The 21,413-nt window shown below is 37.5% G+C and carries 17 protein-coding genes and 1 pseudogene; 10 read left to right on the plus strand and 8 right to left on the minus strand.

Going from position 1 to position 21,413, the window contains the following annotated elements; translation table 11 throughout:
• Positions 1 to 8: 8 nt before the first annotated feature.
• The 3 genes and pseudogenes from lptE to bamD form a co-directional block, all read right to left on the minus strand.
• Positions 9 to 503, minus strand: a complete 495-nt coding sequence (gene lptE, locus J4T76_RS08950) for an LPS assembly lipoprotein LptE (RefSeq protein WP_267340435.1) — start codon at positions 501 to 503, stop codon at positions 9 to 11.
• Between the two features lie 34 nt (positions 504 to 537).
• Positions 538 to 3,120 (minus strand): leucine--tRNA ligase, encoded by a 2,583-nt coding sequence (gene leuS, locus J4T76_RS08955; protein ID WP_267340433.1) that lies wholly within the window; start codon positions 3,118 to 3,120, stop codon positions 538 to 540.
• A gap of 302 nt (positions 3,121 to 3,422) precedes the next feature.
• A pseudogene (gene bamD / locus J4T76_RS08960) lies at positions 3,423 to 4,145 on the minus strand (outer membrane protein assembly factor BamD); the annotation flags it as partial.
• A 92-nt stretch (positions 4,146 to 4,237) separates the two neighbouring features.
• Here bamD and rluD point away from each other — a divergent pair.
• Positions 4,238 to 5,212, plus strand: a complete 975-nt coding sequence (rluD, locus tag J4T76_RS08965) for a 23S rRNA pseudouridine(1911/1915/1917) synthase RluD (protein WP_267340430.1) — start codon at positions 4,238 to 4,240, stop codon at positions 5,210 to 5,212.
• A gap of 8 nt (positions 5,213 to 5,220) precedes the next feature.
• Positions 5,221 to 5,988, plus strand: a complete 768-nt coding sequence (pgeF, locus tag J4T76_RS08970) for a peptidoglycan editing factor PgeF (RefSeq protein ID WP_416380314.1) — start codon at positions 5,221 to 5,223, stop codon at positions 5,986 to 5,988.
• Positions 5,989 to 6,425: 437 nt separating this feature from the next.
• Here pgeF and proP read toward each other — a convergent pair whose 3' ends face one another.
• Positions 6,426 to 7,931, minus strand: a complete 1,506-nt coding sequence (gene proP / locus J4T76_RS08975) for a glycine betaine/L-proline transporter ProP (RefSeq protein ID WP_267355682.1) — start codon at positions 7,929 to 7,931, stop codon at positions 6,426 to 6,428.
• Positions 7,932 to 8,440: 509 nt separating this feature from the next.
• Between proP and J4T76_RS08980 the strand changes: the two genes are divergently transcribed.
• The 5 genes from J4T76_RS08980 (at position 8,441) to J4T76_RS09000 (ending at position 17,285) form a co-directional block, all read left to right on the plus strand.
• Positions 8,441 to 11,134, plus strand: coding sequence for a type VI secretion system Vgr family protein (locus tag J4T76_RS08980; RefSeq protein ID WP_274460450.1), 2,694 nt, complete (start codon positions 8,441 to 8,443; stop codon positions 11,132 to 11,134).
• A 12-nt stretch (positions 11,135 to 11,146) separates the two neighbouring features.
• The gene (locus J4T76_RS08985; RefSeq protein WP_267356180.1) at positions 11,147 to 14,509 is read left to right on the plus strand and encodes an SH3 domain-containing protein; all 3,363 of its coding nucleotides are present in this window, start codon (positions 11,147 to 11,149) and stop codon (positions 14,507 to 14,509) included.
• Positions 14,510 to 14,511: 2 nt separating this feature from the next.
• A complete protein-coding gene (locus tag J4T76_RS08990; protein WP_267341955.1) occupies positions 14,512 to 14,940 on the plus strand; it encodes a hypothetical protein in 429 nt (142 codons plus the stop codon).
• Positions 14,941 to 15,213: 273 nt separating this feature from the next.
• Entirely contained in the window at positions 15,214 to 15,423 is a 210-nt protein-coding gene (locus J4T76_RS08995; RefSeq protein ID WP_267365794.1) for a hypothetical protein, read from the plus strand.
• A 332-nt stretch (positions 15,424 to 15,755) separates the two neighbouring features.
• Entirely contained in the window at positions 15,756 to 17,285 is a 1,530-nt protein-coding gene (locus J4T76_RS09000) for a tannase/feruloyl esterase family alpha/beta hydrolase (protein WP_267356176.1), read from the plus strand.
• A gap of 295 nt (positions 17,286 to 17,580) precedes the next feature.
• Here J4T76_RS09000 and J4T76_RS09005 read toward each other — a convergent pair whose 3' ends face one another.
• On the minus strand, positions 17,581 to 18,108 hold the full coding sequence (locus tag J4T76_RS09005; protein ID WP_267356174.1) for a DUF4865 family protein: 528 nt from the start codon (positions 18,106 to 18,108) through the stop codon (positions 17,581 to 17,583).
• A 126-nt stretch (positions 18,109 to 18,234) separates the two neighbouring features.
• Between J4T76_RS09005 and J4T76_RS09010 the strand changes: the two genes are divergently transcribed.
• The gene (locus tag J4T76_RS09010) at positions 18,235 to 18,972 is read left to right on the plus strand and encodes a LysR family transcriptional regulator (RefSeq protein WP_267356172.1); all 738 of its coding nucleotides are present in this window, start codon (positions 18,235 to 18,237) and stop codon (positions 18,970 to 18,972) included.
• A gap of 14 nt (positions 18,973 to 18,986) precedes the next feature.
• Here the strand turns inward: J4T76_RS09010 and J4T76_RS09015 are convergent, their stop codons facing one another.
• From J4T76_RS09015 to J4T76_RS09025, 3 genes are read right to left on the minus strand one after another with little or no spacing between them, the layout of a single operon-like run.
• Positions 18,987 to 19,856 carry a helix-turn-helix transcriptional regulator gene (locus J4T76_RS09015; RefSeq protein ID WP_267341944.1) on the minus strand — a complete coding sequence of 290 codons (870 nt, stop codon included), beginning with the start codon at positions 19,854 to 19,856 and terminating at the stop codon, positions 18,987 to 18,989.
• Between the two features lie 27 nt (positions 19,857 to 19,883).
• On the minus strand, positions 19,884 to 20,063 hold the full coding sequence (locus tag J4T76_RS09020) for a hypothetical protein (RefSeq protein ID WP_267356170.1): 180 nt from the start codon (positions 20,061 to 20,063) through the stop codon (positions 19,884 to 19,886).
• Between the two features lie 6 nt (positions 20,064 to 20,069).
• A complete protein-coding gene (locus J4T76_RS09025; protein ID WP_267356169.1) occupies positions 20,070 to 20,741 on the minus strand; it encodes a LysR substrate-binding domain-containing protein in 672 nt (223 codons plus the stop codon).
• A 198-nt stretch (positions 20,742 to 20,939) separates the two neighbouring features.
• Here J4T76_RS09025 and J4T76_RS09030 point away from each other — a divergent pair, with 198 nt between their 5' ends.
• Positions 20,940 to 21,161: an NAD(P)-binding domain-containing protein gene (locus J4T76_RS09030; protein WP_443135241.1), complete on the plus strand. Its 222-nt coding sequence runs from the start codon at positions 20,940 to 20,942 to the stop codon at positions 21,159 to 21,161.
• 59 nt (positions 21,162 to 21,220) lie between these two features.
• Positions 21,221 to 21,400, plus strand: a complete 180-nt coding sequence (locus J4T76_RS09035) for a hypothetical protein (RefSeq protein ID WP_267341940.1) — start codon at positions 21,221 to 21,223, stop codon at positions 21,398 to 21,400.
• Positions 21,401 to 21,413 lie beyond the last annotated feature (13 nt).

Here is a 21,413-nt window from a genome sequence, read left to right on the forward strand (position 1 = left end):
TCAATTTGTTAATTAATGGCATCAACAGATTTTAATTTTCGAATAATTTGTTTGGCTGCTTCCACATACATTTCATCTTCAATCAAATCTTGTTCAGTCGTTTTCGCAAGCGCGGCTGATGGATTATCGAAAAATGTTCGGAAAACACGAACATTAATTGGGTAAATTTTTTCATTTTCGATAATCACTTGTGTCTCAACAGTTAAAACTAATTGATATTCCGCTGCTTTACCATCTTTATAAATTGATATTGTGCTACGATTTAATGAATCTCTTACGACCTTTAATACTGGATGATTTTGTGAATCCCCAGTATTGGCTAACGTAACGTGATTATCGCGTAACAATTCTTTAATATCTCGTGAAAGCCGTCCATAAGGATCATGACTTACATAAGACATCGTTTTAAAACGTGTTGGCACTTCTGTCTCGTGTTGTAAATGAAATCCACATCCAGTTAAGGATATTGTTAATAACATGAGAAAAGCTAAATATTTTTTCATATCCACTACCGCCTATATTGAGTTATAAACAATATTAACCAACAACAAGATTTAATAATTTACCAGGCACATAAATCACTTTTCGAATCGAAACATCAACCAAATATTTTTGGATATTGGGTTCTTGTTTAGCTTGTTCTATGACCGAATCTTGATCCGCATTTGCTGGTACGGTAAATTTGCCGCGTACTTTACCATTGATTTGTATCACAATGAGTTTTTCATCCTCAACCATTGCTGAATCATCTGCAACTGGCCATTGGCTATCATCAATGGATTGGCTGTGTCCTAACGCTTGCCACATCACAAAACAAGCATGAGGCATCATAGGATAAAGTAAACGAACAATAGCATTTAACGCTTCGTTCATTAATGCACGATCTTGTTCAGATTCTTGAGGTGCTTTTTGCAAGCGATTCATAAATTCCATTACCGCCGCAATTGCAGTATTAAATGTTTGACGGCGACCAATGTCATCACTTACTTTGGCAATCGTTTTATGTAATTCACGACGTAATGATTTCTGATTGTTGTCAAGTGAGGCAACATTAAGCTCTGCTGTTTGGCCTTTTTGTGCATGCTCATACACTAGACGCCATACACGTTTAATGAAGCGATTGGCACCTTCAACACCTGATTCTTGCCATTCAAGGGTCATATCAGCAGGTGAGGCAAACATCATAAATAAGCGAACAGTATCTGCACCGTATTTTTCGACCATCTCTTGCGGGTCAATACCATTATTCTTGGATTTTGACATCTTTGTCATACCTGCATGCACAAGTTCATTACCTTTATTATCAACAGCTTTAGCAATACGACCTTTTTCATCACGCTCAATGGTCACCTCTGTTGGTGATACCCAAATACGTTCATTCGTTGGACTGGTGTAATAAAATGCATCAGCTAATACCATGCCTTGGCAAAGTAAACGTTTGGCTGGTTCGTCAGATGTGACTAAACCAAAATCACGCATTAACTTATGAAAGAATCTGAAATAAAGAAGATGCATAATCGCATGCTCAATACCGCCTACATACTGATCGACAGGTAACCAATAATTCGCTGCTTTTTCATCTAACATGCCTTTGTCATAGTGAGGGCAAGTATAACGCGCGTAGTACCAAGATGATTCCATAAACGTGTCGAAAGTGTCGGTTTCGCGTAAGGCGGGTTGACCATTAACCATAGTTTTAGCCCAGTTAGGATCGGCTTTAATTGGGCTTGTGATACCATTCATTTCGACATCTTCTGGTAAGATAACAGGCAATTGATCTTCCGGTGTTGGAATCGTGGTGCCATCTTCTAGAGTAACCATTGGAATTGGTGCACCCCAATAGCGTTGGCGTGAAACGCCCCAATCGCGTAAGCGATAATTGACTTTCCGAGTACCAATACCAAGAGCAGTTAGCTTATCTGCAATCGCATTGAATGCTTGCTCAAAATCAAGGCCATTAAATTCGCCAGAATTAAATAATTTACCATGTTCGGTATAAGCTTGCTTAGAAAGATCGGGTGCATTACCTTCTTGGTTCAAAATAACCGGTTTAATTGGTAGGTTATATTTAGTAGCAAATTCGTAATCACGCTCATCGTGCCCCGGTACTGCCATAACTGCACCAGTACCATACTCAATTAGTACAAAATTAGCGATCCAAACTGGCACTTTATTGCCAGTTAATGGATGAATGGCATAATAGCCCGTTGGCATACCTTTCTTTTCCATCGTCGCCATATCAGCTTCAGCAGTTTTAGTGTTTTTACATTCGGCAATAAATTCAGCAAGTTTAGCATCGCTTTGAGCGGCTAATTGTGCAAGAGGGTGTTCTGCTGCAACTGACACAAAACTTACGCCCATTAAAGTATCAGGACGGGTCGTATAAACACGTAATTTATCCGCATAGTTTTCGACGGCGAAATCAAATTCAACGCCCTCTGAGCGCCCAATCCAATTACGTTGCATAGTCCTAACTTGTTCAGGCCAGCTTTCTAAGGTATCCAAATCATTAAGCAACTCTTCTGCATATGCCGTAATTTTGATAAACCATTGTGGTATCTCTTTACGTTCAACTGGGGTACTGCAACGCCAACAGCAACCTTCAATGACTTGTTCATTAGCAAGTACGGTTTGATCATTAGGACACCAGTTGACGGCAGACGTTTTTTTATAGACTAAACCTTTTTCATACAGCTTAGTAAAAAACCATTGTTCCCATTTATAATATTCAGGGCGGCAAGTCGTAACTTCGCGATCCCAATCATAACCAAAACCTAACAATTGTAACTGCTTTTTCATATAAGCAATATTTTCATAGGTCCATTTTGCTGGAGCAGTATTGTTCTTAACCGCTGCACCTTCAGCGGGTAAACCAAATGCATCCCAGCCAATTGGTTGCAATACATTTTTGCCATTTAAGCGTTGATAACGTGAAATGGTATCGCCGATTGTGTAGTTACGAACATGACCAAGATGTAAACGCCCAGAAGGGTAAGGTAGCATTGATAAACAGTAATATTTTTCTTTGGATGGATCTTCTGTAACGTGGAAAGTTTTATTTTCTAGCCAATGTTGTTGTACGGCGGCTTCTATTTCATCGGGGCGATATTGTTCTTGCATGACGAATTAATGTCCTATCTATTATTGCTAATAAAAATAATTTGCTAATTGTATTGGTTATTGTAGTGTTTTACAAACGTTATATGCATGGTTTGTCTGAATTGTTAAGCAAAAAGAAGAAGGGGCAGTTGACTAAAAGCATTAACTGATAGAAATGAATAATCTACATATAATGGTTTTTCAGATTATGGCAAAAATAATAAGCGGAGTTGATCTCCGCTTATTAAGTTTTAACCGCCATTAAATACACTGGTCAATCTCGATAATAATGATTTTTGCTCTTCTTTAGGCATATTTTCAAAATTCGCTTGAATTAACTCATCGACTTTTTGGGTTTCGTTAGCTAAGCCCAATTCATTATAAGCATTGCGCATCAATAAAAGTGCTTTTTTCGTTGAGTCTGTGTCAGGAAATAACGATATCATTCGGCTTACCCGATTAATTACTGCAACGTAAGCACCACGTTTAGTGTAATACTCTGCAATTTTTAATTGGTACCGAGATAATCTATTTTTCAGATAGATCAGACGTTTCTGGGCATCAGCAGCGTAAGGACTGTCTGGAAAACTTGAAACAAGATAGGTAAAATCCTTGAACGCAGCCATAGCAAAATCAGGATCTCTATCGGAACGATCGACGTTAAACCAACCTTGGATAGTATTATCATCTTGTGCCATGTTAGTGATACCGCGCATGTAGATAATCCAATCTATATTGGGATGAGTTGGATTCAATTTTAAAAATCGGTCAATTGATGCAATAGTCAATGGAAAATCACCGGATTTATAATAGGCATAAATTAAGTCAAGCTGTACTTGTTGTGAATAAGGACCAAATGGATAGTTCTTATCGATTGTCTCTAATATGGTAATACTGGATTTTATGTTACCACTTTCGAGTTCACTTCGAGCTTTGTTATGTAGATCTAATTCTGATACATTTTCAACATCTGGCTTAGAAGAAGTACAGCCAATTAGCATGCTAGCTAAAGTGATTGCTAATAAAGTGTGTAAACGTAGTTTCATTCGGTTTTCAGTCCAAATTTAATTAAACATTAAAGGCAATGATTGGTATATAATACTCTAAATCCTAACAGCTTAAAATAGATAAATTACACATGCACGAGTTAAAATTATCGACCGAAATTGAACACACCCAGCTAGGAATGCGCTTAGATCAAGCGTTATCAGAACTTTTCCCTGATTACTCAAGATCGAGAATTAAAGATTGGATCGTTAATAATAAAGTTACAGTCAACAATATCATTGTCAATAAACCGAAAGAACGTGTTCTTGGTGGTGAAAAAATATGCATAAACGCTGAAATTGAGGAAGAAACTTATCATCAGCCAGAAGATATCAAACTTAATATTGTTTATGAAGATGATGATATTTTAGTGATTAATAAGCCTCGAGATTTGGTTGTGCATCCGGGCGCAGGTAACCCCAATGGCACTGTATTAAATGCTTTATTGCATTATTACCCAGAAATATCGCGTGTACCACGTGCGGGTATTGTTCATCGATTAGATAAAGACACAACTGGTTTAATGGTTGTCGCAAAAACAATTGTAGCCCAAACGCATTTAGTTGAATCATTACAACTGCGCGAAATCACCCGTGAATATGAAGCAGTAGCAATGGGAATTATTACCGCAGGAGGCACAGTTGATCAACCGATCACACGGCATCCCACTAAACGAACACATATGGCGGTATTCCCGACAGGTAAACCTGCGGTAACACATTATCGAGTAATGGAAAGATATCGATTACATACGCGTTTACGCTTACGTTTAGAAACCGGGCGAACTCACCAAATCCGTGTGCATATGTCACATATAGCACATCCACTGGTTGGTGATCCATTATATGGAGGACGTCCGAGACCGCCAAAAGGTGCCAATGAATCGTTGATTCAAAACTTACGTAATTTTGATCGGCAAGCACTGCATGCTACTATGTTACGTCTATTCCATCCTGTTACAGGTGAACAGATGGAGTGGCATGCGCCTCTTCCTGAAGATATGCAAAACTTAATTCTAGCATTACAGGAAGATACTGAACTTCACAAAGATGAACTGGATTGGTAACCAAGATGATCAAATCGATTTACCCTTATTGGACTGCACCTAAAAATATTCATGCGTTTACTACAACCAGAACTGGTGGTGTCAGTTTAGCGCCATTTGCCAGTTTAAATTTGGGTAATCGTACTGATGATAATTTAGAGCATGTTGCTGAAAATCGCAAACGTATCATTCGCGCCCAGCAGATACCAAGTGAACCTTATTGGCTTACTCAAACGCATAGCACTACAGCATTGGATATTTCACAAATTACTCTACAAGCGCCAACAGGCATGATAAATACTCATCGAACATTTGAAGCCGATGCTTCTTATACTCATCAACCAAAGCAAGTTAGTGTCGTGCTAACAGCGGACTGTATGCCTGTATTATTTTGTTCGATAAAAGGGGATGAAGTTGCTGCTGCACATGCGGGTTGGCGAGGGTTATGTTATGGTATTTTAGAAGAAACGGTTAAAAAATTTGCGTGCCCAACCAATGAAATATTAGCTTGGATGGGACCCGCCATCAGTGTAAAAAAATTTGAGGTAGGTGTTGAAGTCAAACATCAATTTGAAAAAATCGATTCTAACGCTAAGCTGGCTTTCACTTTAATTAATCCAACTGAGAAAAAATATCTGGCTGATTTGTATCTAATAGCCAAACAACGTCTGCAAGCTATGGGAGTTGTTAATGTGTTTGGTGGTGACTACTGCACCTACACTGAACAAGATAAATTTTTTTCATATCGTCGTGAAAATAAGACGGGTCGAATGGCATCGATGATTTGGTTTGACTGAACCGTAAAGTAGGATGCTACATAAAAATACGATCTAGCATTTATAGCATAATCTAATTTCAATTGAAATCAATAAGAAATATTGACCTATTGAATATTGCAAATCCGATTTTGCTGGATTTAGGCTATGATATTGTGAATATGCTCAATCATGTCCGAGTCAAAATCGTTTATTAAAGCTTTATAACATTTAAAAAATGAAATTTAACCAAAACCAAAACCAAAAGATCCATCTGATAGAAACAAAGTCTATTTAGAATCTGACTTGTTGCTGAAAAATGAAATTTAAGGGATAAAAATAAAATGAAGCGGTATAGACTCCTGAATATTTTTTACAAATTGTTCGTGATGGTTTATTAAGGCTTTTGCAATAAAAGCCTTAATTAGAAAAGATATCCATATGATAAAAAACAAATTCAAGCTGAAACAAGCAAAACTTCAATCTAATTTTGGATGTTGATCGACTAAATCTTGCCGCTGTTCCTGCAGATTTTCGATTTGTTCATCGATATCTTCCACTTTTTGCTCGATGGAATCAAAGTGATTCGATAAGATCTCTTTTGCTTCAGAACGATCTGATGCCGCAGGCGTTGCACCTCGTAGTGGTTGATTGGCGGTTTCTCTCATTTTTATACCAGTAAGCAATCCTATTAATGCAACAATCATTAAGTAATAAGCGGGCATGTAGAGGTTATTTGTCTCTTCCACTAACCAAGCGGCAACAGTTGGTGTTGCGCCAGCAATCAACACTGAAACATTAAATGAGATAGCCAAGGCACTGTAACGGATATTGGTTGGAAAGATGGCTGGTAAAATTGATGCCATTACTCCTGTAAAACAGTTTAGCAAAACCGCCAATATCAATAATCCTAAAAAAATAAGGCCAATCACATCACTGTTAATCATTACAAAGGCAGGATAGGAAAGAAGAAGTAATCCAAGACTTCCTCCTATTATAAAGGGTCTACGTCCTATTTTATCACTAATTAACCCTATCATTGGTTGTACAAATAACATGCCAATCATAATAGCAATAATTATTAATACTCCATGATCAGTATGATAATTTAAATTGTGTGATAAGTAACTTGGCATATAGGTTAGAAGCATGTAATAGGTGACATTAGTCACAATAACTAATCCAACACAAACAAATAAACTTTTCCAATACTGAGTAATGATTTTTTTGAAAGTCATTTTAGGTGGATTTGCGACATGGGTTTGTTCGTTTTTATCCATTGAATCAGTATGTTGTACAAATGCTGGCGTTTCTTCTAATGCATGGCGTAAATATAGACCAATTAGCCCTAATGGCAGAGCAAATAAAAATGGGATCCGCCATCCCCAGTATTGGAAGTTAGCATCACTGAGGAGAGTTGATAATAGCACTACTAAGCCAGCGCCCACTAGAAACCCTGCAATAGAGCCAAAATCCAGCCAACTGCCCATAAATCCTCGTTTACGGTCTGGCGAGTACTCAGCCACAAAAATGGCTGCACCAGAATATTCACCGCCAATCGAAAAGCCTTGTGCTAATTTAGCTAACAATAATAATATTGGTGCGGTAATACCAATTGATGCATAGGAAGGAATCAACCCAATACAAAATGTACTTAATGACATGATAATGATGGTGATAGAAAGTACTTTTTGGCGACCAAATTTATCGCCTAATATGCCAAATACTAATCCCCCCAATGGTCGAACTAAAAAAGGCACCGAGAAAGTTGCTAATGCAGCAACCACTTGTACATTTGGTGAAGCATTAGGAAAAAAAACTTGTCCTAATACATAAGCTAAAAAGCCATAAACACCAAAATCAAACCATTCCATTGCGTTACCAAGTGCTGCTGCAATGATGGCTTTTTTTAATTTGCTGTCATCAATAATAGTTATGTCATTTATGTTCAATGGGTGATTTTTCGGTTTTATAGTTTTCTTCATAAAATACCGCCTTTCTTCATACAATAAATGAAACAGAGTGAATTGGTTGCTAATCAATAACTATCTAATAAAATTTAAATTATTTATTAACTGCGTGGTATTCATTTAAATATTTTTGATGAAAAATTAAGCAAAGATAAAAAGAGGATATTAAAAAGCAAAATTGATGTTTTGTTGATGCATTTTAAATTAACTGAATCTCGACAAAACCATCCCTTTTCATAAAAATTAGGTGCTGATTATAGCAAAATGCCCCAATTATGTAAAATGCACACAATTAACAGTTTAATTTTTTTATTAAATTATTAACCTGTATTTATTCATAAACGTTACAGTTAGACAATCATGTAAATGACTGATTGCTAGTCATTTGGCGATTGAAAAATGATCTATAAAGAAGTATTTTATAGCCTAGCTTAATAATTATGATCAATTGTTTACATCACTAATATGTAGTTCAAAATAGCAAAATTGTTTTTGCCGTGCACATGAAATATATCGAGGATAACATGGATAAAGGATTAACCCATCTGATCAATCCATTGGAAAATGGTTTAAGTCATGGTTTAAAACATGGATTAAAGCGCAGTCTGAAGAAAGGCACCGCCCATAATCGCTATACCTTAACTGTCGATGGTCAAAGCGCGCCGATTTCGGTTTTACAGGTTGCCGGCAATGAACAACTTAACCAGCCCTGGCATTACACCATCACCTTTACCAGCCCACATCCACATCTGGATGCGGAATCGTTTCTCAATCAAAAAGCCTGGTTTCGTTTCAATCCTGTTCATGCCGATTTGACCTCTTTGGCATTGGGTGCCTCAGACTTACTGAACGCCAGCACCCCATTTGATGCATTGCACGAATTAAAACCCTCCGAGTCGTCGGTCAATCCTCAAAGCGCGACAGCGCCCTTAAACGGGTTAAAGCAAAACACGCCACTCAATTCATTGAACGCCTTATTCTCACAAGGTGCATCACGTACGCTCTATGGCGTGATAACCACATTTGGACAGTTATCGGTCAGTCACGACGAGGTCCGCTATCAGGTGGTCTTATCCTCACCATTGGCAAGACTGGGGTTAAGTCACAATTATGCCATTTTTCAGAAACAAAGCGTGATAAGTGTGGTTGAAGAAGTCCTGCGCAGTCATGGCTATACGGGGGTGGATTATCGTCTGGAATTAAACCATCACTATCCGGAGCGAGAATTCATCACGCAATGGCAGGAAAGTGACCTGGCATTCATTCAACGACTGCTGGCGGATGTGGGGGTGTATTTCCGGTTTGAAACGCATGGCGAGCATCATTGTGATGTGATGGTCATCAGTGATAACGAGCAGGGGTATGGGCAGGCGTCGGATATCCGTTACCAACCGCCCAGTGGCACCCTGGATGGTGGACGGGAAAGTGTCTGGGACATCACCTTGCGCAGTCAGGTCGTCGAATCCTCGGTTAAGGTGCAGGATTATAACTACCGCGATGCCAACGCCAGTTTCGTTGGTGAAGTCAACAGCCAACCGAAAGACACCACCACTTATGGCACCGATTACCGTTATGATGAGCATTACAAAGGTCTGACCACACACGGTCAGGCAGAGAAAGACGGGGAAGAGGAAGATAGCAACAACAATAACGACAATAACAACAATTATCACAATAGCAATGACAATGACAATGACAAGAGCCATCATAACAGCGACAATCCTTACGACAATGCGGTGGAAAGTGGTAACTGGTATGCGCGAATACGTCATGAACACGCCATCAGTCAACAAACTATCATCCACGGGAAAAGCAATCATGCCAATCTGACACCGGGTCAACGCATACAGATTAACGGTAGTCCATGGATGGACATTGATGAGGGCGTCCTAATATTAAGTGTGGAAGGGCAAGGCAACCGCACCGAAGCTTACGAACTGCGTTTTACCGCCATACCGTATCACGCCTTAAAACCTTACCGACCGGCACCGCTGCCGGCGCCGACGGTGCACGGCACCCTGCCGGCACGGGTAAGCAGTCCGGATAATGACACTTACGGTTACATTGATACACAGGGTCGTTATCGGGTTAAATTTAACTTTGACTTAAAAGCGTGGAAAAACGGGGAAGAGAGCCTATGGTTAAGACTGGCCAGACCGTATGCCGGCAGCACCTATGGCATTCACTTTCCGCTCATTGACGGCACGCAAGTGGCGGTCGCCTTCACCAACGGCAATCCGGACCGACCGTATATCGCCCATGCCCTGCACGACAGTGCGCACCCTGACCTGGTGACCACGATAAACAAACACCGCAATGTGATTCGCACCCCCACCAATAACAAACTGCGCATGGAAGACAAACGGGGGCAGGAGCACATCAAGCTGGCGACCGAATACGGCAAAACGCAACTCAATCTGGGACACTTAGTCAACCAAAAAAAAGCGTTACGGGGTGAAGGGTTTGAACTGCGCACCGATGAATGGGGGGCGATAGCGGCTGAAAAAGGCTTATACCTGACGACACAAACCGAGCCCAAAGCGCAAGGTCAGCAACTGGATATGCAAGGCGCCATTACCCAGCTGGAAAATGCCTTATCGATAGCCAAAGCGCTGCAACAGGCTGCCAATCAATGCGACGCACACGGTGCTGACACCGCCAGTCAGGACCAGCTTAAAGCAGCGTTAACGACGCTCACTGAAAGTGGCATCTTAGCTTATGCACAGGCAGGCATTGCGTTAACCAGTCCGGAAAATATCCAACTGTCCTCGAGTAACAGTATTTCCTTAACCAGTGAACACCAAACCGACATCCATGCCCTGAAAAACATCACAGTCACATCCGGTGAAGCCATAGGCTTATTTGCCCACAAATCGGGGATGAAGGTCTTTGCCAACCAAGGGGATATTGACATACAAGCGCAAAATGCCAACTTGAATATGGCGGCTCAACAAGATATCAAAATCGACAGTGTGGACGGTGAACTCACCCTCACAGCAAGCGAAGAGCTGACGTTAATGTGTGGTGGCTCTTTTATCAAAATCAGCCGTGAAGGCATTGAGCTGGGCACAGCGGATAATGTGTATATAAAAAGCAATGCTCTGCAAAAAATGGGACCGGCAAGTATTGATAGTGACAAATTAAAATTTACATCCAGTGATATTGATGTAGCACTTATGCGTTTAATCAATAGTGATGTTATCAATTTTTCAGGATAAAAGGAATCAACCATGGCATTAGCCCCTATAAAAAAATGGAAATATCCGGTCGTTACCAATGACCCAAAAAAATCAAGCGCAGCCCGTTATCATCAAGCCTTAATGTTAGCGCAAACCGGTTTTTATCCTGTGAGCGTTAATAAGCTTGTGCATGGAGGCATTCACTTTGATGAAGATGTGCTTAAGAATTTAGGCATTGTAAATGATAAACCGAGCAAAGTGTACTGTATAGCAGATGGTGAAGTCATTGCTTATCGGGTTAACGACAATTATCAAAAAGTTGATTATGGTGATAAGGTTAGTTTTTTCTCAACCGGTTTTGTTTTAGTTCGTCATCTGCTTGAAATGGAACGAATTGAAGAAGTGGCTCCGGCAGCGACACCAACTCCAACAACCGAAAGTCAGTCATCACCCGACGCAGCTACCACTAACTCAACTGAAAATTCAACAGCGCCAGCAGCCTATGCATTACCGTCGTCAAATACGTCGCCAGCCACGACTACACCGGTAACGACATCACCAACGGGCACAGATACCCATACCCCAACGACAACCGGTGACGCATCAACAGCAAGTACACCGCCTGCTACTGAAACGGCTAAACCTAAACAGTCCGGTCACCAGCTGTATTTTTATAGTTTATATATGCATTTGGCTGATACTAAATTTTACAATGATAACCCAAAAGAGCCTACGCCAGCATTTTGGGAGCAAGATATTTATCGGGTCACTGAAAAAGGTTTAGATTTTGTTGAAGGATTAAATATTCGAAAGAAGCCTGACTTAAAAAAAGGTGAGATTCTTGCAGTCTTACAAGCGGGCACCAAAGTGGAATTGAATCTTGAGTTACATACCGAAGATTATAAATGGTATGCGGTGACCTCATTAAAGGAAGGCTATTGTTCAATACCGGTATTAACGCCTTATGAGCATGAAGGAAAGAAGATTATCGGTTGGGTTTTCAATGGAACTCAAAAGCAGCTCACGGAATCCGAATTTGATATAAAAGATAAAGATAAAGATAAAAATAAAAATAAAAATTTTGCCAAATCAAAAGGACTGAGAGTCAGGGATGAAAGTAAAAAAAACATACTGTCTATGTTACCCAAGGGAACCCAAGTAAAAATAAGCGGTAAGAAAAAACCTAAAACGTTTGTTGAATTAGCCCAGATAGTCCGTGACGGGCAACCGACCATTCCTTTATCAGAAGGAAAAAAACTCGTATGGAGCGATAATCTTGAAAACATCACCCGAGGAAAAGAATATAATCAGGTAGTGGTATTAGATAAACCGTATCCAATCAAAGCCGGTGATTTAGTGGGGCATATTGGTCATAATCAAAATAAAGGCATCAGCAAACAAAAAGATAAAGACGGTAATTATATAGAGATGGCGACTTTACCGCTAAAAACAGGTTTAACAGCAAGTCAATATAAACCAAGTTTACATGTTGAATGCTTTACTTGTGACGATTTGCCGACGTTCATCACCCAAACGCAGACAGAGGCAGGTAAAATACCCGATGAAGATAAAACATTGGTTGGCATATCAAAAGGTGCAAAATTACTGGCGTCAGCATCAGAATCGGATACAAAAGTCGGTGAGTGCCTTAAAGGTTCGGAAATAAAAATATTAAGTAAAGAACGGAATATCAACTGGTTCCAAATAGAGATTCAAACATCGAAAAGTGAAACTAAAACATTATGGATAGAGAATAATAAAGAGATACAGGATAAACTAAAAGAAAAAGGTAATCTAAAAGATTTAGCCAGTACCACAAAGGCATGGAGCAAGTTTCCATTACAACAGAGTGAGTTAACAACCAGTAAAAAAGAAGTCGATACACCACCGTTGCTACTGAATTTAAATGATGAAGATTTAATCAAGAATGATAAACGAGCCATGGATGAAAAGGGGACATTATGGTTATGGATAGAGCATGCAGTGGATAGTCAAAATGTTCCTATCAAAGGATGGACATTTATTGGCAGTGAGGGCGTGAAGAAAGTCAGTGGTTGGGAGTGGTTTGGTTTTAAACAGATTACAGAAACTGGCAGTTTAAAAGAGTTTTACCTGAGTGCGAAAAAATCAGAAACCCGAAACAAAGATAATGCTTCACTGGAGAACTATAAGCCAACCCTCAAAGAGACCTTAACAATATTAGATAAGCAATACATTCAAAATAGTAATAAATATGCAACATTAACACAGGGATGTTTTAAAGGGATATCCGAAAAACCACACTTAACAACGGCACTGGGACGGCTGTTAGTAAATTATCAAAGTGAATGGTATGAAGAGCTGGATGCAGAAGGAAAGCGACCGGAATGGGAAGCATTAAACAGTGAAATGACTGGTGATGCGGAAAACTATTTGGGTTATATAAAAGACGGCGATGAAGCAAAACGTGATGCATATGTTAGTAAGATGGACGCAAGCAAACAAGAATCAATAAAACAAGGCTTAGAACAACAAAGAAGAGACTATGAGCGTTTTCCAGCAGATTATAAAGATGCACCCGACAAGAAATTAGCACAAGAGCAACTTAAATTATTGGGCATAATAAATGGGTTAGAAGATAAGTATAAATTATGGGAAAAAACCAAAGAAAAAGCGACAAAAATGCTGTGGTGGGACGATGTAGTCGAAGGATTAGCTAAGCAAAGTCAACAGACAGAACAAAGTGACACTGAAACAGAAAAAGATAAAACAGAAGACAGCTCAAAGCAACAAACCGAAACATCATCAACGCCAGCCACGTTAAGCCAAAACGGTGAGGTTTGGTTTATGCATCCTGTGGCTATGGTGGATTATTTTAATATTGTTGAAATAAAAAAAGGCTGGGCAGAAAGCCCATTTGCTTTGCTGTTAGGTGAAGTTGAATCCAATAATGATTATTCAGCTTATAATCAAACTAAACCAAAACTAAGAGCTTTTTTTAATACTAACTTAACCTCTATGACGCTAAAGGAATTAATTGATAAACAAGCAAAAGGGGAAATATTTGCTGCTGGACGCTTTCAAATAATTCCTGAAACTTTAAAATCAGCTCTAGATTATTTAAAATTAGACTTATCATTGAAATATAATAAAGAAACACAAGATATTTTATTTGAAGAATATTTGATAAAAATTAAAAGGAAGAACATAATAAAATATTTAGAACAGGATGGTGATGTTGAAGATGCTATTTATGATTGGGCTAAAGAATTTGCATCAGCAGGAGTACGTAAAGGGAAAACAATAAGTAATGGAAGAATTGCAGCTTTTGAAGGTTCATCATATTATCAAGGAGATGGGCTAAATTCTGCCCATATATTACCAGCTCAAATGGTTGAAGCATTAAAAGAATCGAAAAATGGAAATTGGAGGTAAATATGAAAAAGTTAAAGTTTGCTCTTCTGTGTTTCATAATATTTGCAATTAATTATTCCTTAATAGCTCAAGCTCAAAGTAAAGAACTTATCAAATTAGATTTTAACGATTTCGCTATTAAAACTAAAACAAAAATTAAAAATGCAAACTTTGCGTATCATTATTTGATTAAGGTTTATGGGTGTGGTGGTGGTGCAATTTGTGGAGAGATTCGAAACTTACTCTCTAACAAAGTTATTGGACTTCCTAATGCTTATTTGATAGAAGATGAAAATGGAGAAAATGGGTTTTCTATAGAATATCATTTAAATAGTAGTTTAATTATTATTTCTGGAATAATAGCGGATCCTGATGAAAATGAAGCTAACGAAGGATATAGAAGAAGATATTATAATTTCATAAATGAAAAGTTTGAGCTTTTAGAAAAATAATTAACATTATTGGGGAGCTATAAATTAACTATTAGATGTTAATAATCGTGATAATATTAAAGTATGAACAATTCAATTTAGGGATATCAATAGAAAAAGCTCTTGTTGAAAAAATTTTTTCATGCAGTTGGAGCATTAAGTAATGCTAAGATGTGAAGAAAGTCAATTGTTCGTTCTTAGAGATTAGCACAACAAAAAAGAGATTATCAACGTTTTCCCGCTGATTATAAAGCTGCCCCCGACAAGAAATTAACACCGGAGCAACTTAACTTATTGGGTAAAATAAATAAGTTAGAAGAGAAGTCAGAATTATGGGAAAAAACCAAAGAAAAAGCGACAAAAATGCTGTGGTGGGATGATGTCGCCAAAGGATTAGCTAAGCAAAAGCAGCAGACACAACAAAGTGACACTGAAACTGAAAAAAGTCAAACATCCCCCCCTCAACTGAGCAAACCGAAACTTCATCAACGCCTGCCACCTTAAGTCAAAACGGTAAAGTTTGGTTTATGCATCCGCTTACATTATTTAATTTTTTTTTATGGTAAAGCCTGATAGACATTGAATTTTCTTTACTAAGAATAGGTTACCTTTTCTTCCAAAGTTTTCTTTTCCAATGAAGGTTTCATCGCGATTCACTACGACATATTGCAACTTACAAGTCTTTAAAATAGTCATAAATGTTGACAGCAATTTAATGATCCTACGTTTAGTTTTGTTAGAAATTAATCATTTTTATATTGTTATTTGTACAAATAATGCATAATGTTAAAGTTAACTCTTTTTAAAATAAATAGTTTGATGATAGGAATAGAGATATGATGAAATGCAATTTATTTTTTTTATCGGTTTTAAGTTGTTTGGGTGCTTCTGCTTATGCAACTCCAGTTTTATGGGATTCAGCCGTACACTGTCAAAGCTTGCGTAATTTGGAATTAGAGGGTGCAAAAGTAGTAAATACTGAGCTAATTGAAGAACACTTTATACCTTCGTCAAAATTAGCGGATACATTACGAGGGGCTAAAACTAAAGAATTTTTCGATTTACCAGAGATTTGTCGAGTTGAATTAATGATTGAACCAGCTATTAATGTTGAAATATGGTTGCCAAGTCAATGGAATCACCGTTTACAATCCATTGGCGGTGGGGGATACGCAGGATTTATACCATTTGATAAGTTAGCCGTAGCGGCTAAACATGGTTATGTCGCAGCAGCGACCGATACTGGACATGAAGGGAGTTTGTTTGATGGTAAATTTGTTTTTAAAGAGGGCAAATTACAAGTGGATTCGATAGCAGATTTTGCTTATCGCAGTGTACATGAAATGACAATAAAAACTAAACACATTATCGAATCCTATTACGGTCAGGCTCCAGATTATTCCTATTGGAATGGTTGTTCAACCGGTGGTAGGCAAGGATTAATGGAGGCTCAAAGATACCCAACTGATTATGATGGTTTATATATCGTAGCGCCAGCAATCTATTGGGATAAATTTATACCAGCAGAAATATGGCTACAAGTGGTGATGCAAGAAGAGTTAGGAAGGCCGATTGAAAGTAGCAAACTTGATGAAGTTAGAAAAGCCATTATTAAATTTGCTGATGAAAAAGATGGAATTAAAGATGATATCGTTAACGATCCAACAACATTACAAATTAGTGATGTATTACTCAATCAAGCTGGGCTTAATAAAGATGAAATTCGAACATTACGAAAAATATGGCAAGGTCCAACAGATCAAAATGGAAAACCTTTGTGGTTTAGTATTGAACCAACCGCGCCACTTGATGTATTAGCCGGTAATGAAGGCCCTTTTCCTATACCGGTTGATTATTTGAAGTATTGGATTAAACAAAATCCAAATTTTGAATGGAAAAGTTTAGGGTATAATGGTTTCGAAAATTATTTTGATGAATCAGTAAAAATGTTTGCTCCAATAATGGGAACAGATAACCCTGATTTGAGCCAGTTCAATAAATCGGGTGGAAAAATGATTATTTGGCATGGTTTAAATGATCGTCTGATAGCGCCAAAAGGAACGATTCAATACTATAATAATGTATTGAAAGTTATGGGGGGCAAAGATTATGTTGATAACTTTGCAAAACTCTATTTAGCACCGGGTGTTGACCATTGTAATGGTGGTGAGGGTCCCGATGACATTAATGGCTTTGAGTCATTAGTTAATTGGATTGAGAAAAAACAAGCGCCAAGGAATCTGATTGCTAAAAAAATAGAAAATGGTCAAGTAACTTTACAAAGACCGATATGCCAATATCCTCAACAAACACTCTATAAAGGTAAAGGTGATACTAATAACCTTGATAATTATATCTGTGAATAATTCCGTCACTCGCTAACTGAATACTCGGTTAGCGAGCTTTTCAATGCTTGAATGGCAAATCATTTTTTATATTGAAAGTAGTTTTTACTTGTTGGTCATTACAAATTTTTTGGCATCTTTGTCTCTTTTATGATCGATATTTGATTTAAAGTGAAACGGTATAGACTCCTAAATTTTTTTTACAAGATAATGCTGTTTTATCTTGATAAGTGAATAGACTCTAATAATTTTTTGAGATTGTTTCAGATAATGTCAATCTACCCGATTAGGTATAAGAATGTTAGACACCGCCTTGCTATAAGCCACTTGATAAATGCAAAATTTGATGGATATTTTTGTGTTGGTTATTTGGTTTTTGCTCGAAAAAAGTAAACGAAGTATATTGCCATTTATCCGGATTATAGATAACGACATTACCAACCTGATTTTGATATTCTGTAATTTTGAAATTAAAATTCTTTAGTTGAGCTTTCACCGGTATCGTGTGATGTTCTTCAAGTACATATTTACTGAGTAGAAAGTTATCTTCTAATTTAATGTTTGCGGTAATGCCGATATTAATATTTTGCCAGCCAAACGTATCAATTATATTGTCAAAGTAGCCATCAAAAATAAATTGAGTCATCCCGTTAGTATGTTGCCAAACATACAGTGGGCAATAGCTGTTTGCTAGATTATCACTCCCTTTTTCTGAAATTAAATAAGCTTTAAAAAGTAAATCTTTAAAGCCATCCATTTTATAGCCATTTTGTTTGACACGATTTTTTATGATTTGCATATCATAATCGGCAGGTAAAAGAATTTTATATTGCATAGCTTGCATGTTTTTCTCCTTTGAATGTTAAAGTCAGTTTATAACTATGATTATGAGTTTAATAAGGAAATTGAAGTTTGAATAATTCTAATTTATGATAGGGTTATCAAAAAAAGTGATAGGGGACTTTGTAAAATGGATTTTAAAGGATTACTGATTTTTAGAACGATTTATGATCTTAAAAGTCTCAATAAAGCGGCTAAAGCTCTGAACTGTACACAATCAAATTTAACGGCTCACTTAAAAAAGATTGAGTATGAATTGCAAGCTACCTTATTTATTCGTGGTTTTGATGGAGTTAAGCCTACTCAAGAGGGGCAACAATTTTATCATTTTACTTTGCAGACTTTAGCAAAGTATTCACAACTCAAAAAGTCTTTTAAAGGTAAGCGTAATACATTATTAATATCGGAGCTTTTATTTCAGTTTATTGTGATTGAAACAACAAAATATTGCATTGACTCTACTGAAATTGTCATTAAACGAACCAGTGATATATTGAATCAAATTCAACATCATTGTTATGATGAAGTGATTACTTTTGAAAAAGTTAAGCATCCTGATTATCTTTTAACAAATACCGAAAACTTAGCGATTGCTTTTTTGCAAAGCCAATCAATTGTAACTCCTGAGCGTTTGCCAATATTGATCAATAATGATGAACATTGCCCATTAAGAGTCAAAACGCTTACTTTGGGTTATCCATCGGAGAAAATTATTACGGTCGATTCTTTGAGCCAATTACTCAATCTTGTCGAAAGAGGAAAAGGCATAGCCTTGTTGCCCATTTTTTTAAAAAAAGATAAATTAAAAGCCATCAATAATCATTGTGACTGTATTGAATATTATTGTTATCAACATCATTGTGTTTAGTTTTTACTAAAATCTCATGTTTTTTGTGATAATTTACTGTGATATTGTCGACGGTATTCGGTTGGTGAACGTTCGGTTTTTTTTCTAAAAATTCGACAAAAATAGTTACTGTCTCTAAAACCGGAAGCATGCGCAATCTCTTTTATATTTAAGTCATAGTTCTTAAGCAATGATTTGGCGTATTCTAAACGGATATGATTGACGTATTCATTCAATCCAATCTTTCCTTCACGTTGAAAAAGATGTGATAAATAATTCGGTGAGATATAGAACATCTTCGCTAAAAAATTGCGGGTCACATCTTCACGAAAGTGCGTATCGATATACTGGCGAATCGCTTCAAATAAACTGGTGGTTTTCGACGAAGTTTCGATAGTGGCGTTGAGCAAATCAAGTGTGTTACTCAGTAAACTATGTATAAGAAAATAGGCGGTTTGATTTTTTTCTGATGGTTGCTTATGCCAGGTAAGTTCTGCAAGTGCCTGAATAATGAAGGTGCCAACACGTGGTCCACGTCTTGCAATATTGTATTGATCTTTAGAAATTATTTGCGTTCCATCCCAATGAAACAAACTTAAACCAATTTGTTGTTTTTCAAATAAAATACTTAAAATGGTAACTGGTTTATGCCAAAGGGGTTTATTCCAACTATTCGAGGTAACATAGAGAATATCATTGGAATAGAGCGTTTTACTGATTTGTTCACCTCTATCATTTGTCCATAACATCTTTTGTTGACCTTTTATGATGATTTCTATACGAGGAAAATTAACTTGGTAAGCAAGGATAGGAACTAAAGAAGGATGATTGACAAAGTATATCTTATTGATATTGATATTTTTATTAGCAAATTGTTTGAGTATTTGTTCAATAGATAAATCCATAACAACGCTCCAGATCAATTGATTTATTTATACTTGTCCAAATTTTTGTAGACAAAAGTCGATGAAACTGCCTAATTTTGGTGGAATACGGCGATCAGCAGCATAAAGTACATGCATAGGATGAGTGGGAATAGGATATTTGGGTAATAATGGAACGGGTTGTCCTAATTCAATCACCGCTTTAACCATTTCAACCGGTTGTAACATGATTCCTTACCCACTAATTGCCGCCGGAAGTAACGCATCGCTACCATCAGAGATTAAACGTCCACTCACCGGCACTGAAATAAGTCCTTGCGGACCAATAAATTCCCAATGATTCTGTAATACCATTGAAAAAACGAAACATTCACGTTGCCTTAGATCATTAGGGGTATTTGCCGTTTTTAAATAGGAAGGTGCCGCACATAATAGTAGCCGATAAGGGGCAAGCGATCTGACGATTAAACCACAGTCTGATGGTTTTCCTACTGGTAAAACTAAATCATATCCTTCATCAATCAGATTAACTTTTCGATAGGTTAATGATAAATCAATAGAGACTTCAGGATGGGTTCTTAAAAATTCAGGCAGTAAGGGTGTAAGTGCGTGAGTACCAAAAGTTGTTGATGCGCTAATTTTTAACCGACCACGAGGCTTTACATTACTTTGTGCAGCGATGGTTTGGGCTTCGGCAACTTTGATAAGAATATTTTTGGCGCGTTCATAAAAAATGCTTCCTATCTCAGACAAACTTTGATGCTTTGTTGTGCGATTAAGTAAGCGAACATTTAAATATGTTTCGAGCATGCGTATGTATTTGCCGATCAACAGAAGAGACAGATTCAGTGCGTTGGCTGTGGCTGAAAATAAGCCAAGTTCAACAGTTTTAACGAAAATGGTCATGCAAATTAAGCGATCCATTAAAAACAAATTATTTATATAGATGAAATATTGGAATAATTTATCATGTTTTATTTCTATTTTATAGTGTCTGTGTTTTCGCAATTCTAAGGAGATAGAAATGAAAATTGCCATTATTGGTACTGGCAGTATGACCCAGGTCTTGCTAATGCACTCGCTGATGCGAACCATGAGATTGTTATCGGGCATCGAGATTTAGCGAAAAAATCACAAGCATTGGTTAAATCAATTGGTGCTAATGCTCAAGGTGAAGATATTGCAACCGTTGTGCATTTAGCTAAGGCAGTTATTTTAGCGTTATCCTATCATGCCATTAGTGATGTTATTGCAGTCGCGGGTGATCTTTCAGATAAAATTTTAGTGGATATCACCAATCTTGTGTCAGAGGATTTTCTCATTTAGTTATTGGACACACGACATCCGCCGCTGAAGAAATTCAGAAACTCGCACCCAAAGTAAGGGTGGTTAAAGCGTTTAATACTATATTTGCACAGTTAATCCCAAAAGAAGCTAGAAAAGCGGATAAAATACCGGTGTTTATTGCCATAAATGATGAAGCTGCAAGAGAGTTTGTTACCAAACTGGTCCGTAGCTTAGCCTTTGAACCTATTTTATTGATATTGAACGATGTATTTAGTTAGTTATTGGTCTATT

The organism is Gilliamella sp. B3022 (assembly GCF_028751545.1).
Taxonomy (GTDB): Bacteria; Pseudomonadota; Gammaproteobacteria; order Enterobacterales; family Orbaceae; genus Gilliamella.

Excerpts from the sequence above, each read along its gene's own strand:
- J4T76_RS09005 (WP_267356174.1), bottom strand. The coding sequence starts at position 18,108 with ATGCAAGCTATGCAATATAAAATTCTTTTACCTGCCGATTATGATATG.
- J4T76_RS08990 (WP_267341955.1), top strand. The coding sequence starts at position 14,512 with ATGAAAAAGTTAAAGTTTGCTCTTCTGTGTTTCATAATATTTGCAATT.
- lptE (WP_267340435.1), bottom strand. The coding sequence starts at position 503 with ATGAAAAAATATTTAGCTTTTCTCATGTTATTAACAATATCCTTAACT.
- J4T76_RS09000 (WP_267356176.1), top strand. The coding sequence starts at position 15,756 with ATGATGAAATGCAATTTATTTTTTTTATCGGTTTTAAGTTGTTTGGGT.
- J4T76_RS09010 (WP_267356172.1), top strand. The coding sequence starts at position 18,235 with ATGGATTTTAAAGGATTACTGATTTTTAGAACGATTTATGATCTTAAA.
- rluD (WP_267340430.1), top strand. The coding sequence starts at position 4,238 with ATGCACGAGTTAAAATTATCGACCGAAATTGAACACACCCAGCTAGGA.
- leuS (WP_267340433.1), bottom strand. The coding sequence starts at position 3,120 with ATGCAAGAACAATATCGCCCCGATGAAATAGAAGCCGCCGTACAACAA.
- J4T76_RS08980 (WP_274460450.1), top strand. The coding sequence starts at position 8,441 with ATGGATAAAGGATTAACCCATCTGATCAATCCATTGGAAAATGGTTTA.
- J4T76_RS08985 (WP_267356180.1), top strand. The coding sequence starts at position 11,147 with ATGGCATTAGCCCCTATAAAAAAATGGAAATATCCGGTCGTTACCAAT.
- proP (WP_267355682.1), bottom strand. The coding sequence starts at position 7,931 with ATGAAGAAAACTATAAAACCGAAAAATCACCCATTGAACATAAATGAC.
- J4T76_RS09020 (WP_267356170.1), bottom strand. The coding sequence starts at position 20,063 with ATGTTACAACCGGTTGAAATGGTTAAAGCGGTGATTGAATTAGGACAA.
- J4T76_RS09025 (WP_267356169.1), bottom strand. The coding sequence starts at position 20,741 with ATGACCATTTTCGTTAAAACTGTTGAACTTGGCTTATTTTCAGCCACA.
- J4T76_RS09015 (WP_267341944.1), bottom strand. The coding sequence starts at position 19,856 with ATGGATTTATCTATTGAACAAATACTCAAACAATTTGCTAATAAAAAT.